This is a genomic window from Streptomyces sp. NRRL WC-3618, from assembly GCF_001280005.1.
Classification (GTDB): domain Bacteria; phylum Actinomycetota; class Actinomycetes; order Streptomycetales; family Streptomycetaceae; genus Streptomyces.
In genome coordinates this window covers 1-13505 of record NZ_LGDW01000086.1, presented here as the reverse complement: position 1 = coordinate 13505, position 13505 = coordinate 1, and the positions used below count along the sequence as shown (strand labels likewise).

General features: G+C 71.6%; 14 protein-coding genes. 4 read left to right on the top strand and 10 right to left on the bottom strand.

Annotated elements, in window-relative coordinates:
- Window positions 1-78: 78 nt before the first annotated feature.
- From ADL01_RS11560 to ADL01_RS11545, 5 genes are read right to left on the bottom strand one after another with little or no spacing between them, the layout of a single operon-like run.
- On the bottom strand, window positions 79-1128 hold the full coding sequence (locus tag ADL01_RS11560) for an ABC transporter substrate-binding protein (RefSeq protein ID WP_053741856.1): 1050 nt from the start codon (window positions 1126-1128) through the stop codon (window positions 79-81).
- A 53-nt stretch (window positions 1129-1181) separates the two neighbouring features.
- A complete protein-coding gene (locus ADL01_RS11555; RefSeq protein ID WP_053741855.1) occupies window positions 1182-2009 on the bottom strand; it encodes an ABC transporter ATP-binding protein in 828 nt (275 codons plus the stop codon).
- Window positions 2006-3055 (bottom strand): FecCD family ABC transporter permease, encoded by a 1050-nt coding sequence (locus ADL01_RS11550; protein WP_053741859.1) that lies wholly within the window; start codon window positions 3053-3055, stop codon window positions 2006-2008. Before ADL01_RS11550 ends, ADL01_RS11555 begins: the two co-directional genes overlap by 4 nt.
- Complete coding sequence (locus ADL01_RS44635) at window positions 3052-3330, bottom strand: hypothetical protein (protein WP_159049499.1); 279 nt, start codon at window positions 3328-3330, stop codon at window positions 3052-3054. The genes ADL01_RS11550 and ADL01_RS44635 overlap by 4 nt, the downstream gene beginning before the upstream one ends.
- Entirely contained in the window at window positions 3327-4319 is a 993-nt protein-coding gene (locus ADL01_RS11545; protein ID WP_053741858.1) for a FecCD family ABC transporter permease, read from the bottom strand. Before ADL01_RS11545 ends, ADL01_RS44635 begins: the two co-directional genes overlap by 4 nt.
- Window positions 4320-4527: 208 nt before the next feature.
- On the opposite strand from ADL01_RS11545, the gene ADL01_RS11540 reads away from it, so the two are divergent.
- Entirely contained in the window at window positions 4528-5376 is an 849-nt protein-coding gene (locus ADL01_RS11540; RefSeq protein ID WP_053741854.1) for a (2Fe-2S)-binding protein, read from the top strand.
- Window positions 5377-5398: 22 nt separating this feature from the next.
- Here ADL01_RS11540 and ADL01_RS11535 read toward each other — a convergent pair whose 3' ends face one another.
- The 4 genes from ADL01_RS11535 to ADL01_RS11520 all read right to left on the bottom strand — a co-directional run bounded on the left by ADL01_RS11535 (window position 5399) and on the right by ADL01_RS11520 (window position 11076).
- Window positions 5399-7159, bottom strand: coding sequence for an ABC transporter ATP-binding protein (locus ADL01_RS11535; protein ID WP_053741853.1), 1761 nt, complete (start codon window positions 7157-7159; stop codon window positions 5399-5401).
- A gap of 265 nt (window positions 7160-7424) precedes the next feature.
- Complete coding sequence (locus tag ADL01_RS11530; protein ID WP_234354591.1) at window positions 7425-8945, bottom strand: TIGR00730 family Rossman fold protein; 1521 nt, start codon at window positions 8943-8945, stop codon at window positions 7425-7427.
- On the bottom strand, window positions 8942-10309 hold the full coding sequence (locus tag ADL01_RS11525) for an FAD-binding protein (protein ID WP_053741851.1): 1368 nt from the start codon (window positions 10307-10309) through the stop codon (window positions 8942-8944). The genes ADL01_RS11530 and ADL01_RS11525 overlap by 4 nt, the downstream gene beginning before the upstream one ends.
- Window positions 10306-11076, bottom strand: a complete 771-nt coding sequence (locus ADL01_RS11520; RefSeq protein WP_053741850.1) for an isopentenyl transferase family protein — start codon at window positions 11074-11076, stop codon at window positions 10306-10308. Before ADL01_RS11520 ends, ADL01_RS11525 begins: the two co-directional genes overlap by 4 nt.
- Window positions 11077-11343: 267 nt before the next feature.
- Here ADL01_RS11520 and ADL01_RS11515 point away from each other — a divergent pair, with 267 nt between their 5' ends.
- Window positions 11344-11940 (top strand): hypothetical protein, encoded by a 597-nt coding sequence (locus ADL01_RS11515; RefSeq protein ID WP_053741849.1) that lies wholly within the window; start codon window positions 11344-11346, stop codon window positions 11938-11940.
- Here ADL01_RS11515 and ADL01_RS11510 read toward each other — a convergent pair.
- Complete coding sequence (locus ADL01_RS11510; protein ID WP_053741848.1) at window positions 11930-12568, bottom strand: rhodanese-like domain-containing protein; 639 nt, start codon at window positions 12566-12568, stop codon at window positions 11930-11932. The two genes, ADL01_RS11515 and ADL01_RS11510, sit on opposite strands and share 11 nt — an antisense overlap.
- 77 nt (window positions 12569-12645) lie before the next feature.
- Here ADL01_RS11510 and ADL01_RS11505 point away from each other — a divergent pair, with 77 nt between their 5' ends.
- On the top strand, window positions 12646-12933 hold the full coding sequence (locus ADL01_RS11505) for a metal-sensitive transcriptional regulator (protein ID WP_053741857.1): 288 nt from the start codon (window positions 12646-12648) through the stop codon (window positions 12931-12933).
- A 234-nt stretch (window positions 12934-13167) separates the two neighbouring features.
- A partial coding sequence (locus ADL01_RS11500) for an alcohol dehydrogenase catalytic domain-containing protein (protein ID WP_159049500.1) occupies window positions 13168-13505 on the top strand: 338 nt, incomplete at its 3' end.

The window sequence follows — 13505 nt, the reverse complement described above, 5'->3', positions numbered from 1 at the left end:
GGATTGGGGCCCTCGTCGCGAGGGGCCCGGGGGCGGGGCGCGTGCAGAAGGGCGCGCCCCGCTCCCGTACGGCGGGAGTTACTTCTTGGGGAGCTCCACCCCGGTGGCCTTGGCCACGTCGGCGAGCATCTGCTCGGCGGCCTGGACGCCGATGCCGGACATCCAGATCTCGTCCGGGACCTCGAAGACCTTGCCGTTCTTGACGGCGGGCAGGCTCTTCCAGACCGGGTTGGTGACGACCTGCTGCTTCTGCGTCTTGTCCTCGGTGTCGGCGGCGGTGGCGAAGATCAGATCGGCGTCGGCCTGGTCGATCTGCTCCGGGCTGACGTCCTTCATCGTGACCTCGGGGTCGGTCGAGACCTGAGACTTCGGGCGGACCAGGCCGATGTCGCCGAGGACGACACCGCTGTAGGAGTTGGACTGGTAGAGGCGGGTCGGACCGGCGATGAAGCGGACGACGGACGCGGTCGGCATGGTGCCCTTGTCCTTCGCCTTGATGGCCTCACCGAGGGCCATGGCCCGCGTCTCGTACTCCTTGAGCTTGGCGGCGGCCTCGGTCTCCAGGCCGAGGGCCTCGGCGTGCACCTTCAGGTTCTGCTTCCAGACACCGCCGGTGGTCGCCGTGAAGACGGTCGGCGCGATCGCGCTGAGCTTGCTGTAGACGGCCTCGTGGCGGACCTTCGAGGACAGGATCAGGTCGGGCTTGAGCGAGGCGATCAGCTCGAGGTTCGGCTCCAGCAGCGGACCGACGTCCTTCGTGCCGCTCAACTCGCCCTTCAGGTACGTCGGGAAGCCACCCTCGGACTTGAAGTGCGGGGCGACCGCGCCGACCGGGTCGACGCCGAGCAGGGTGACGTCGTCCAGCTCGCCGGTGTCGAGCACGACGACCCGCTTCGGCTTGGCGGGGATCTTCACGTCGCCCATGACGGTCTTGAGGGTGCGCGGGAATCCGGCGGTGTCGGCGCCGGCCTTGGCCGCCGTGTCCGTGCCCTTGGCCTTGTCGTCGGAACTGCCGCTGCCGCAGGCGGCGAGCACCGCGGTGCCGAGGACGACGGCGAGAAGCAGGGCCATGAGGCGCCCGAGACGGCCGAACCGGCTCATTCCGGGCAGGGAAAGGGCGTTGCGCATGAGGGGACAGATCCTTTTGTCGATTGCGGCGGTGGGGGTCGGTGACGGGTGTGTCAGGCGGTCGCGGCGGTGTGCCGCACCGCGCTGCCCTTGGGGATGACCAGCGGGGTGCCGGTCTCCGGATCGGGGATGACCCGGCAGTCCACGTCGAACACGGACTTGACCAGCTCCGCGTCGAGCACGGCGGCGGGTGGGCCGGCGGCGGCGAGGCGGCCGTCCTTGAGGACCACCATGTGGTCCGCGTAGCGGGCGGCCTGTCCGAGGTCGTGCAGCACCATCACCACGGTGCGGCCCGCGTCGGCGTGCAGGTCGGCGACCAGGTCGAGTACGTCGATCTGGTGCCTCAGGTCGAGGAAGGTGGTCGGTTCGTCGAGCAGGAGCAGTTCGGTGTCCTGGGCCAACGCCAGGGCTATCCAGGCGCGTTGGCGCTGACCGCCGGAGAGCCGGTCGACGGGCTGGTCGCGCAGCCCGGTCGTGCCGGTGCGCTCCAGGGCCTCGTCGACGGCGCGCTGGTCGGCCGTGGACCAGGGGGCCAGCAGCCGTTGGTGCGGATAGCGGCCGAGCCGGACGAGCGCCTCGACGGTGATCGCCTCCGGGGTGACCGGCTGCTGCGGCAGCAGCCCCATCCGCAGGGCCAGCGCCTTCGCGGACATCCGGTGGATGTCGGAGCCGTCGAGGGTGACGGTGCCTGCGGCGGGTGCGAGCAATCGGCTCAGCCCCCTCAACAGGGTTGATTTACCACACGCGTTGGGGCCGACGATGGCGGTCACGGCGCCGCCGGGCAGGGTGAGGTCGAGCCCGCCGATGACGAGCCGTTCGCCGTAGCGCAGGTCGAGAGACTCGGCGCGCAGCTCGTTGGTGGTGTCCGGCCGGGCGTTCATGCGTGACTCCTGTGAACGGGCTTGCTCTGACGGAACATCAGCACCAGCAGCCAGGGCGCGCCGAGCGTGGCGGTGACCGCCCCGACGGGCAGTCCCTCGACGGGCAGCAGATGCTGGACCACCAGGTCGGAGGCGAGCAGCAGTACGGCCCCGGTGAGACCGGCCAGCGCCAGGGAGACGGCGGTCGGCGGGCCGGTGACCAAGCGGACGATGTGCGGCACGGCGAGCGCCACGAAGGTCACCGGACCGGCGAGCGCGGCGGCCAGCGACGCCAACGCGACGGCGACGAAGAGGAGTTGGAGCCGGGCAGCGGAGGTGCTGAGGCCGAGGGCGCCCGCCGAGTCGTCCCCGAGGTCCAGCACGGCGAGCCGCCGGTGCAGTACGAGGGTGAGGGCGAGCGCGGCCACCATGGCGCCGCCCGCTCCCCACACCTCCGTCCATGTCCGCCCGTACACCGAACCGGTGGTCCACTGGAGCGCGGAGCCGGCCAGCTCGGCCGGGAAGCGCACGATAAGCAGGTTCACGGCGGCGGCGAGCCCGGCCTGTACGGCGAGCCCGGTCAGTACCAGCCGGGTCGCGGCGACCCCCGAGCGCCAGGCGAACACGCCGAGCAGCAGGGCGGACAGCAGCCCGCCGGCCAGCGCGCCCAGGGGGATCAGCGTCTGCGAGGTCCCGGCGGCGAGGAGCGACACCGCGCCGAGCGACGCCCCGCCGGTCACGCCCATGACGTCGGGCGAGGCCAGCGGATTGCGGAACAGCCGCTGGAGCACGCACCCGGCCACACCGAGTCCGGCCCCCGCGACGATCGCGGCGAAGGCGCGCGGCGCCCGGAACTGCTGCACCACCAGGACGTCCCCGGAGTCCCCGGCCCCGACCAGCGCCCGCAGGGCGGTACCGGCCGGCATCCCCATCTCACCGGTCGTCAGAGCGACGGTGAGCAGGACGAAGACGGCGACGAGCCCGACGCAGGCATGGAGCAGCACGCGGCGGCGGAGCCGGGCATGGGCACTGGACGTCGTACGCGCGAGAAGGGCGGCGCTGGTCATGAGACCGCCTTTCGGGCCGATGAGGGCGAGGACGAGGACGAGGACGAGGTGAGACCGTGCGCGGCGCACACGAGTGCGTGGACGGATGCTGTGGTGGTCGTGGGGTGGGCGAAGGGGGTACTGGTCGCGGCACGGGAGAGTGCCACCGAGGCCGGTCCGGCGAAGGTGGCCGCAGTCGGAGCCACGTGCTCGCAACCGGCGTACACCGGGAGGCAGTTGCCTGTCCGGGCGCGGGGCCCGGCCGCTGTACGGGCGTCGGTCGTCGCGGTGCTCATCGGGCCACCTTCCGTGCCAGCAGCGCCAGGAGGGGGGCGCCCAGGAACGCGGTCACGATGCCGACCTCCAGTTCCGAGGGGCGGATCACCAGGCGGCCCAGGACATCCGCCGAGAGCAGGAGCAGAGGGCCGGCGATCAGGCAGCCGGGGACCAGGAGGCGGTGGTCGCCGCCCAGCAGGGGACGTACGAGATGCGGTGCCGCCAGGCCGATGAACGCGATCGGGCCCGCCACCGCGACCGCCGAACCGGCGAGCAGGACGACCGCGATGCCGCCCGCGAGGCGGATCCGGGCCACCGGGACGCCCAGTGCCTGGGCCGAATCGTCGCCCAGGGCTAGGGCGTTGAGGGCGGGGGAGACCGCGTGCGCGATCACCAGGCCGAGCAGCAGCGTGGGCAGCACCGGCCAGAGGGTGTCGAGGTCGCGTCCTGAGAGGGAGCCCGCCAGCCAGAAGCGGGCCTCGTCCAGGGTGCGCTGGTTGAGGAGCATGACCGCCGACGTCCAGGACAGCAGGACGAGTTGGAGGACGGTGCCGCCGAGCGCGAGCCGTACCGGGTCGATGTCGCCCGCCCGGCGGGCCAGCGCCTGGGCCAGGAGGGCGGCGCCCGCGGCGCCCGCGAAGGCGAACCACACGTACTCGACCGGGCTGCTCAGCTTCAGCGCGAAGATGGCGACCACCACCGCGAACCCGGCACCCGCGTTGATGCCGAGGGTGGTCGGCGACGCGAGCGGGTTGCGGGTGATGCCCTGGGCGACGGCCCCGGCGACCCCGAGCGCCGCGCCGACCGCGAGCCCGATGACGGTACGCGGCAACCGAAGGCCGGTGACCACGAGCGCGTCTCTGCCCTGGGCGTGGCCGAACAGCGCGTCGGCCACCGTCGAAAGGGGCACCGAGCGCGCGCCGAGGGCGAGGCTCAGCGCAGCGCACAGGGCCAGGGCCCCGAGCCCGGTGAGCAGGATCGGGACGTGCTTCAGGGCGCGGAAGGGCACACCGGTCGGGGCGCCCCGTTGGGTCACAGTCACGAGCCGTGAGCTTAGGTTAGGCATGCCTCACTTGCAATCGGGCCTGAGGGAGTTGCGGTGTGCGCGGTCCTTGATCGTCGGCACGTGAGGGCGCGCCTGGTAGCCACCTTGCGATCTTGTCGATAAGGTAAGCCTTATCTAACCGCCACTTGGGTCACTCTGTGCAGGAGGAGCGATGAGCGTCACCCTGGAGAGCCCGCCGACCGCTGCCGCCCTCGAGCGTGAACTCGGCAGCGCCTACACGCGTCTCGCCGGCATCTGCGAGGTGCTCACCGCGGAGGTCGCGGAACCGGGGGTGTCGGTCACTCAAGTCGGGCTCAAGGCAATAGAATTGACGGCCAGTCAGGAAGCCGTCGATGTCTTCGTCGAGGCCGAGGCGGCACGGATCCAGGAGCGCTACGGGCACACCGCCCGCCCTCACGTCGCCGCGTCCCGCGCCCTTCACGACTACGCCTGGTCGGTGGGCCTGCTGATGAGCGGCGTCTGGTACCTGGAACGGCGCGTGCCGCGTATCCGGCCCGAGGACGTCTCGTTGGACCTGATCACCGGCGTGTACAAGATCACACCGGGAACCCGCCTGTCCTGCCTCCCCGGCGACCCCGCTGTCGGCCTCCCCGGAGTCACCGTGGTCCCCAACGAGGAGGCGTTGCGCGCCGAGTTGCGTTCCGCCGTCGCCGACCACATGGCCCCGCTGCTCACCGCGCTCGGCCCCATCGCCCGCCGGGGATCGCGCGCCCTGTGGGGCATGGTCTCCGACGACCTCGTCTCCGGGATCTGGTACCTCGGGCGGGTCCTCGGCCGCGAGGACGACGCCGTCCGCGCGGCCACCGAACTGCTGCCCTCCGCCGTCTCCCCGTACCCCCGGGGCGCCGAATTCCGCCACCTCACCGACACGTCGGGGCGCAGCCACCCGACCCGCACCCGCGCCGGCTGCTGCCTCTACTACACGATCCGCCCGGACGAGGCCTGCTTCACCTGCCCCCGCACCTGCGACACGGAACGGCTGCGCCGGCTGGAGAACTGACCACCGTTCGACGCGAGTTCGCTCAGTCGGTGGTCGCCAGGAACTGCGTCGCCGCCAGCTCGGCGTACAGCGGGTCCCCCGCGACGAGCTCGCGGTGCGTGCCCACCGCACGCACCCGTCCCGCGTCCATCACCACGATCCGGTCCGCCATCGTCACCGTCGACAGCCGATGTGCGACGACAAGAACAGTCGTCGTACGGGCGACATCCGCGACCGTGTCGCGCAGCGCGGCCTCGTTCACCGCGTCCAGCTGCGAGGTCGCCTCGTCCAGCAGGAGCAGCCGTGGACGGCGCAGCAACGCGCGGGCGATGGCGACCCGTTGACGCTCGCCGCCCGACAGCTTGGTGCCGCGATGCCCGACCAGGGTGTCGAGACCGCGTGGTAGCCGGGCCACCAGACCGTCGAGCCGGGTCGTCTTCACCACGCGCGTGACGTCGTCCTCGTCCGCCTCCGGACTGCCGAGGAGCAGGTTGTCGCGCAGCGAGCCCGACAGTACGGGCGCGTCCTGCTCGACATAGCCGATGGCGGACCGGAGTTCGGTCAGGTTCCAGTCGGCGGCGTCGCGGCCGTCGAGCGTGATGACCCCGGACTCGGGGTCGTAGAACCGTTCGATGAGCGAGAACACGGTGGTCTTGCCCGCACCGGAAGGGCCGACGAACGCCGTCATACCCCGGGGCGGCACGGCGAACGTCACACCGTGGTGCACGTACGGAAGGTCGTCGTCGTAGCGGAAGCGGACATCCTCGAAGGCGAGCGTGGCCGGTTCGGCGTCGGCGGCCGGGAGTGGCACGGGGTGGGCCGAGGCCGGTTCGGCGGGCAGGGCGAGGGCCTCCTGGATGCGGGTGAGGGCCGCGGCACCCGTCTGGTACTGGGTGATCGCGCCGACGACCTGCTGGATCGGCGACATCAGATAGAAGACGTAGAGGAGGAACGCGACCAGCGTGCCGACCTCGACTGCCCCTGTGGCGACCCGTGCGCCGCCCACCGCGAGCACCGTGATGAAGGCGATCTGCATCGCCAGGCCGGCCGTGTTGCCCGCCGCGGCCGACCACTTGGCGGCGCTCACGCTCTGCCGCCACGACTCCTCGGCCGCCTCGTGCAGCCGCTGCTCCTCCCGGTGCTCGGCGCCGGACGCCTTGATCGTGCGCAGCGCGCCCAGCACCCGTTCCAGCGAGGCGCCCATGACACCGACCGCGTCCTGCGCCCGTCGGCTCGCCTTGTTGATGCGCGGCACGATCACCCCGAGCACGGTCCCCGCCCCGACGATCACGGCGAGGGTGACGCCCAGCAGCACCGGGTCCACCAGGCCCATCATCACGACCGTCGCCACCAGGGTGAGGCCGCCGGTGCCGAGGCCGACCAGCGAGTCGGTCGTGACCTCGCGCAACAGGGTCGTGTCCGAGGTGACCCGGGCCATCAGGTCGCCGGGGTCGGTCCGGTCCACGGCGGGTATCCGCAGCCGCAGCAGATAGGAGGACAGCGCCCGCCGGGCACCCAGCACGACCGACTCGGCGGTGCGCCGCAGGACGTACGAACCCAGCGCGCCCAGCGCCGCGTTGGTGACGACGAGCGCCGACATCAGCAGCAGCGCCTTGGTGATCGTCCGGTCGTGGGACAGGTCGTCGATGAGCCCCCGCGCCACCAGCGGCAGCGCCAGCCCGGCGGCACCGGTGGCCAGCGACAGCAGGGCGCCCGCCAGGAGGGTCCACCGATGGGGCCGTACGTAACCGAGGAGCAGCCGCCAGGCGGGCGGCGGACCGGCGTTCGGCTCTGCGATGGTCACGGCGCTCCTCGAGAGGCAGACGGGCGGGGCGTTCACCCTACGTCGGCGGGCGGGGAGAGGAGAGTCGATTCTCGTCCCCTCGCCCTGTCCTCCCGGCCCTTGGCGAGGACCTGTCCGGCGGACCACGCCGCAGACGCCGGGCACGGCACGCTCGCCCCATCGCGTCGAGGCAGTCCTCCGACCCATGGCCGCACGTGCGACGCCCCGCCCACCGGCGTCGACCAGCCGCCGTCGCCTGCCCGCGACCTGATCCGCCGGACCGGCCCTACCGCTGGAGCGCCCGCCAGTCCCGGGCCGTCGCGAGGACGAGGGGTTGCGTCCCCTCGCCCGGCAGAAGACCGTCGAGCAGACCGGCCAGCACCTCGCCCGGACCGAGTTCGAGATACGTGGTCACCTCGTCCTGCGCCAACAGGGCTACCACGTCCGCGAATCGGACCGGTTCGCGCAGCTCGCGCACCCAGAACTCCGGCGTGGCCGCCTCCGTGCCGACCGGTTTCGCCGTGATGTCGCAGACCAGAGGCAGGGCCGGGGCGCGCAGGTCCAGCGTCTCCAGGGCGCGGCGGTACTCGTCGAGGATCGGGTCCATGCGCGGCGAGTGCCCGGCCCCGTCGATGCGTAGCGCCGCTGTCCGCCGTCCGCGTCCCGCCCACTCCTCCCGTACGGCCGCCACCGCGTCCCGGTCGCCCGAAACCACCACCGCCCGGGGCCCGTTGACCGCCGCGAGCACCACGCCGGGCCCGAGGCGCAGCTCCTCGGGGGATGCCTCGACCGCTGCCATCGCGCCTCCCTTCGGCAGCGTGCTGACGAGCCGAGCCTGCGTGCCCACCGCATGGCAGGCGTCCGCCAGGGTGAACACCCCGGCGGCATGGGCGGCGGCAAGCATCCCGGCCGAGTACCCGAACAGCACGTCGGGGCGCCCACCCCAGCTCTCCAGCAGCCGGTACTGCGCGACCTGGAGGGCGAAGACAGCCGGCACGCCGAACGTGACACGGTCCAGCAGCGCGGCCGTGAACGTGCCGGCCTCGGCGAACATCACGTCCATCAGCGGCACGTCCAGATAGGGGTCGAGCCCCGCACACACCTCCTCCAGGGCAGCGGCGAACACCGGGAAGGCGCCGTGGAGTTCACGCCCCATCCCCGGCTGCTGGGACCCGGCGCCCGAGAACAGGAACGCGGTCCGGCCACGGGTGGCTGTCCGCACTCGCGCGGTTGACCGCTCCGGCACCGCCTCGACCCGCAACTGCCTTGCAGGAGCGGTGAGATGCTCGATCACCTCCTCGGCCGAGGTGCACACGACGATCCGCTCCAGATCCCCGGGATGCAGGAAACCCTCGTCCCGTGCGTGCTCCAGGAAGGCCAGCAGCGGACGGTAGAAGCCGTACGGGTCGAGCAGCAGGCACGGCTTGCGGTGGATGTGCAGTTGCGCCCAGGAGAGCACCTCCAGCAGTTCCTCCGCCGTACCGAGCCCGCCCGGCAGCGCCACGAACGCGTCGCCCAACTCCGCCATACGCGCCTTGCGTTGGTGGATGTCCGCCACCACCTCCAGCTCACTGAGACCGGTGTGCGCGATCTCGTACGGCAGCATCCGGCGCGGTACGACTCCCGTCACCTTGCCGCCGCCCTCCAGCGCGGCGTCCGCGAGCGCGCCCATGAGGCCGGTGCGGGCGCCGCCGTAGACGAGCCGCAGGCCCGCTTCGGCGAGGGCACTGCCCAGCGCGGCGGCGGTCTCCTGATGGCCGGGACGGTTCCCGGGGGAGGCGCCGCAGAAAACGGTGACCGCGTTCACGCCCACAGTCCGTACCCCCGGGTGAGGACGGAGTGCGGGTCGTAGCGGTCCTTCGCGCGGGCGAGGGTCTCCCAGGCGGGGCCGAAGTGCGCCCGCCAGTCCTCGCCGGTCATCGGCAGCGCGCTGGTCGGGTACAGGACACCGCCGAGTTCGCGCGCCCGCTCGTACAGCGCGCGGTTGGCGGCGACCGCCTCCCGCACGTTCTCGGGAGCGCCCGGCGGCGCCGTGCGCATCAGGGAGAGCAGGCACAGGAGTTCACCGCGCGGCCTGCGCAGCAGCGGGGCGCGCAGGGCCCGGGAGGTGAGCGGACGCAGCTGGACCACTCCGCAGGCGCGCAGGCCGCTCTGCGCGTGGTCGGCCAAAGCCGTCGGGACGAAGCCGGGGGCGGCCTCCTCCGGGAGGAGTAGCGTCAGCCAGGGGTGCGGGCGCTGCCACTCGCCCGTGGTGCGCAGGATCCGCTCGTCGCGGTCCATGCGCCGCAGGAACTCCCCGTAACTGAGGGTCTCGATTTCCTCGGTGTCCCGGTCGTGTTCCAGACCGTCGGTCAACAGGGGTTCTTCGTAGGGCAGTTGACCGGTGTACGGGGCCACCGCCTCGATCATGTAGTCCCAGGCGCCGCCGAGCGCGGGGCGCGCCTGCCCGCACACATGGCTGAAGCGGTCGTCGCGGGCCAGGCTCCGCTGGTCGGCGAAGAACGTGCCCGGGGAGTGGTGGTAGAGGCGGAAGCGGCGGACCAGGGTGGGCGCGGGAACGAGGTCGAGCGTGGCGCGCACGATCAGCGCGCACTGGCCGAGGCCCGCCAGTACGGCGTCGAACAGGTCCGGGTGGCGCTCTCGCGAGCAGGTCACCAGCTCCCCGGCGCCGGTGACCACGTCCAACTCCCGTACGTGGTCGGCGGCCAGGCCATACCGGTGACTCGAGCCGCCCAGGCCCCCGGTGCTCAGGAGTCCGCCGACGCTGCCGCCGAGATGGTCGGGGAGCACGGGCGGGGTGAGCCCTTCGGCGAGGGCGGCCCGGACGACCTCGCTCCAGCGGGCGCCCGCTCCGGCGGTCAGCGTCCGGGCGGCCGGCGCGCAGCGCACCTCGTCGAGGGAGCCCAGGTCGACGACGTACCCGCCCTCGGCCTGGCTCTGGCCGTAGACGGAGTACCCGCCGCCCCGGGCGGTGACCGGCAGACCCTGGGGGCCGGCCAGCGCGACGAATTCCCGCAGAGCGGCCACGGACGGGGGTGCGAAGACGCCCAGCGGCCGTGAACCGACGATATGGCCGAAGTCGTCGGCGGCCCGAACCGTGTCCTCGACGGTGAACCCCGGGAACGGAACGAGGGAATATGGCGGGGAAATGACGCCGGTGAATTTCTTCACGCGGCACGCACCAGCACACCAGGATCGGATACCTGTACTGGTATCTGTTCCTCGAAAATTTCAGTGAACACGTAACTCTGTAGAATTCCGTGCTCCGCATGCCGCAGGGCGATGAGAGAAGCCATCTGCGACAGTACCGGAGCCGGTGGCACCTGCTTGTGGATGGTCTCTACATCCAGTGAATATTTCGCGCAGATCTCAAGGACTGCCTCGAAGCCGTTCACGGACGCCGCGAAACGCCGCAGTCGAGGATCCGCCCAGAGTGTGGCCAGCTCCTCCAGGAGGCTGGGGTCGGGGGTCGGCGGGGCGATCATCGTCTGTGCCCGGCGGGTGAGCGCCTCGACGTAGTCGCCGTACGCGGGCAGCGGCAGCACCCGTACGGACAGCTGCCAGGGCAGCGTGGCGCGGCGTTCGGCCAGTGCCTTCAGCAGGGAGATCGAGCCGCCCTCGACGATCACGAACCGGTGCTGCCTGCCCAGCCGTTCCACCAGGCCGACCAGAGAGTCGGCAGCCGCGACCGCGCCGAGGTCGCCGTCGGCGACGGTCCGGTCGGCGAGCCAGTACCGCCGAACACCGCGGGCCTCGGCGCCTGCGCGGGCACTGGTGGTCACCAGGTCCGTGAAGCACTGGAGCCGGTCGGCGACGACGACCGGGGCTCCGGTGACCCGGGCGAGCTCGTTGGCCGCGGCGCTCTTCCCCGCTCCCGTCGGCCCCGCGATCAGATGAACAAAAGGACGGGCTGTGCGATCGTTCGATATCTCGGCCATCGGTGTTTGCCTCCCGATCCGTGCAACCATTTCCGTGCAACCGTTGTTGAGTGCGACCAAGGAAAGCACGGTGCGACACGAGTCAATGCCAGCTCACCGCCTAGGCAGGGTAAAGAGACAACCACGTTCTTTCGTGGATGCTAAAGGTTGAACAATGTGGCGTGGAGGGGAGGATTTCAGGGGATCCACTAGAGGTGAGGGAGGGGAACAGCATCATGATTTAATGAAATTCTAACTCCGCATCAAGCTCTTACTCAGGAGGATTCCGTGCCTTCCGACATGCTGCTCGCCGCCGTCGACGCCCTGCCGCTTCCGGGGTGCGAGGAGGCCCGCCCGGATGCCAAGGTCCTCATCGGCTTCGGTGCCCCGGAGGAACTCGCCGGGTTCGCCGCCCGTCCCGGCTGGAACGTGTATGTCCCCGGCCACGCTGCGGAGGTGCGGCAGGCCGTACTGGCCGCCACGGCACGCGGCGAGCAGGCGTACGTCCATGTGCCCGCCGAGTCCAACGCCGAACCGCGCCCCGGCGCCACCGACGGCTTCGCACTCGTCCGGGAGGGAGCCGCCGGCGTGGTGCTCGCGGTGGGCGCCACGCTCGACCCGGTGCTGCGGGCCACGGCCGGGCTGGACCTCGCCGTCCTCTACACGGCCGTCGTCCGCCCCTTCGACGAGGTCGCGCTGCGCACCGCCGTGCTCGCCGCCGACCACGCCGACGTGGTGTTGGTGGAGCCCTGCCCTCGCGGCGCCTCGGCCCATCACATCGCCGGCACGCTGATCCACGTACCCCACCGGCTACTCGCCCTCGGCGGCCCGGACGGCCTGGACGAGACCGAACTCGCCCGGGCCGTCCGGGAATTCATGCGCTGATGTCCGTGACGCCGTCGGCCGGTCCGGCGGACGTCGGTGACTCGGCGCGCTCCCGGGCCCGCCGCGTGAGCGCGGCGAGGGTGGCGTCGAGGTCGGCCGGCCGCGGCCGGTTGTGCGGCAGCTTGGCCAGCAGGTGGGCCATGGTGCAGGTGTCGCTGACGGCCGAGAACACGAGGCCGCCCGCGACACCTGCGGACAGCAGCCGCAGGGCGGGGTGCAGGCGGCCCAGCCCCAGGCCCGCGAGGACGAGGCCACCGGCGGCGAAGCGCACCTGGCGCTCCATGGACCAGGCGGCGCGCGCCTCGGTCGCGGGGTGTTGCAACGCGAGGCCCCGTTCCCGCCAGCCCTGGGTGCCGCCGGTCAGGGTCAGAGCGGGGACGCCGTTGTCGGCGAGGACCGAGCGCGCCGACTCGGAGCGGGCACCGGACGCGCAGACGACGAGCAGTTCACCGTGGTCCGCCGCCTCCTTGAGCGCGGGCAGCGCGCGGCGGAGCTGATCCAGGGGGATGTTGAGGGCATCGGGCAGGTGCCCGGAGGCGTACTCGCCCGGGGTGCGGACATCGACGACGGTCAACTGCGGCAGGCGGGTACGGGCCTGATCGGTGTCGAGGGTGAGGGAAGCTGCCATGGGTGACGGGGATCCTTTTCGTGGGGTGGACCTCGGTGGAGGGTAAAATACCCCCAAGGGTATGGAGAGGAATGGGTGTGGAACTTCAGTTCGAGGGTGCTGAGCTCAAGTCGGTGCTGAACCGGTTGCGCCGGGCGCAGGGGCAGATCTCCGGTGTGATCAGGATGATCGAGGAGGGACGCGACTGTGAGGAGGTCGTCACCCAGCTCGCCGCCGCCTCGCGCGCCCTGGACCGGGCGGGCTTCGCCATCATCGCGACCGGACTCCAGCAGTGCCTGAGCGACGTGGAGGCGGCCGAGCGGAGCGGCGAGTCCAAGGAGCAGATGCGGGCCCGGCTGGAGAAGCTGTTCTTGTCGCTGGCGTGAGTGTGTTCGAGGGGTGAGGGGTGGGAGGGCGGTGCTCGCATCACCGCGTCGGCCGCCTGGACAGGGGCGCGGCATGCGGTGCGAGGCAAGCCCGGCGATCACCGTGAACGCGCATCGGAGGTACCCCCGGGGGTGTTGCGGGCCCCGCTCCGCCATGGACGTGCCGTTACCGATCAGTCGCGCATAGGGTCGGTGCGAGGAACCGAACATTGGCCGATGGAAGGGTTCAGCACCATGGCGCAGGAAGTACGCGGCGTGATCGCACCGGGCAGGAACGAGCCGGTGCGGGTCGAGACGATCGTCGTGCCGGACCCCGGTCCGGGCGAGGCCGTGGTCCAGATCCAGGCCTGCGGGGTGTGCCACACGGATCTGCACTACAAGCAGGGCGGGATCAATGACGACTTCCCCTTCCTGCTCGGCCATGAGGCGGCCGGTGTCGTGGAGTCGGTGGGGTCGGGGGTGACGGATGTGGTGCCCGGTGACTTCGTGATCCTCAACTGGCGTGCTGTGTGCGGGAATTGCCGGGCCTGTCTGCGTGGGCGTCCGTGGTACTGCTTCAACACGCACAACGC

Coding starts and splice junctions, on each gene's coding strand:
- ADL01_RS11560 (WP_053741856.1), bottom strand. CDS start 1,128: ATGCGCAACGCCCTTTCCCTGCCCGGAATGAGCCGGTTCGGCCGTCTC.
- ADL01_RS44635 (WP_159049499.1), bottom strand. CDS start 3,330: ATGAGCACCGCGACGACCGACGCCCGTACAGCGGCCGGGCCCCGCGCC.
- ADL01_RS11520 (WP_053741850.1), bottom strand. CDS start 11,076: ATGGCCGAGATATCGAACGATCGCACAGCCCGTCCTTTTGTTCATCTG.
- ADL01_RS11540 (WP_053741854.1), top strand. CDS start 4,528: ATGAGCGTCACCCTGGAGAGCCCGCCGACCGCTGCCGCCCTCGAGCGT.
- ADL01_RS11550 (WP_053741859.1), bottom strand. CDS start 3,055: ATGACCAGCGCCGCCCTTCTCGCGCGTACGACGTCCAGTGCCCATGCC.
- ADL01_RS11555 (WP_053741855.1), bottom strand. CDS start 2,009: ATGAACGCCCGGCCGGACACCACCAACGAGCTGCGCGCCGAGTCTCTC.
- ADL01_RS11510 (WP_053741848.1), bottom strand. CDS start 12,568: ATGGCAGCTTCCCTCACCCTCGACACCGATCAGGCCCGTACCCGCCTG.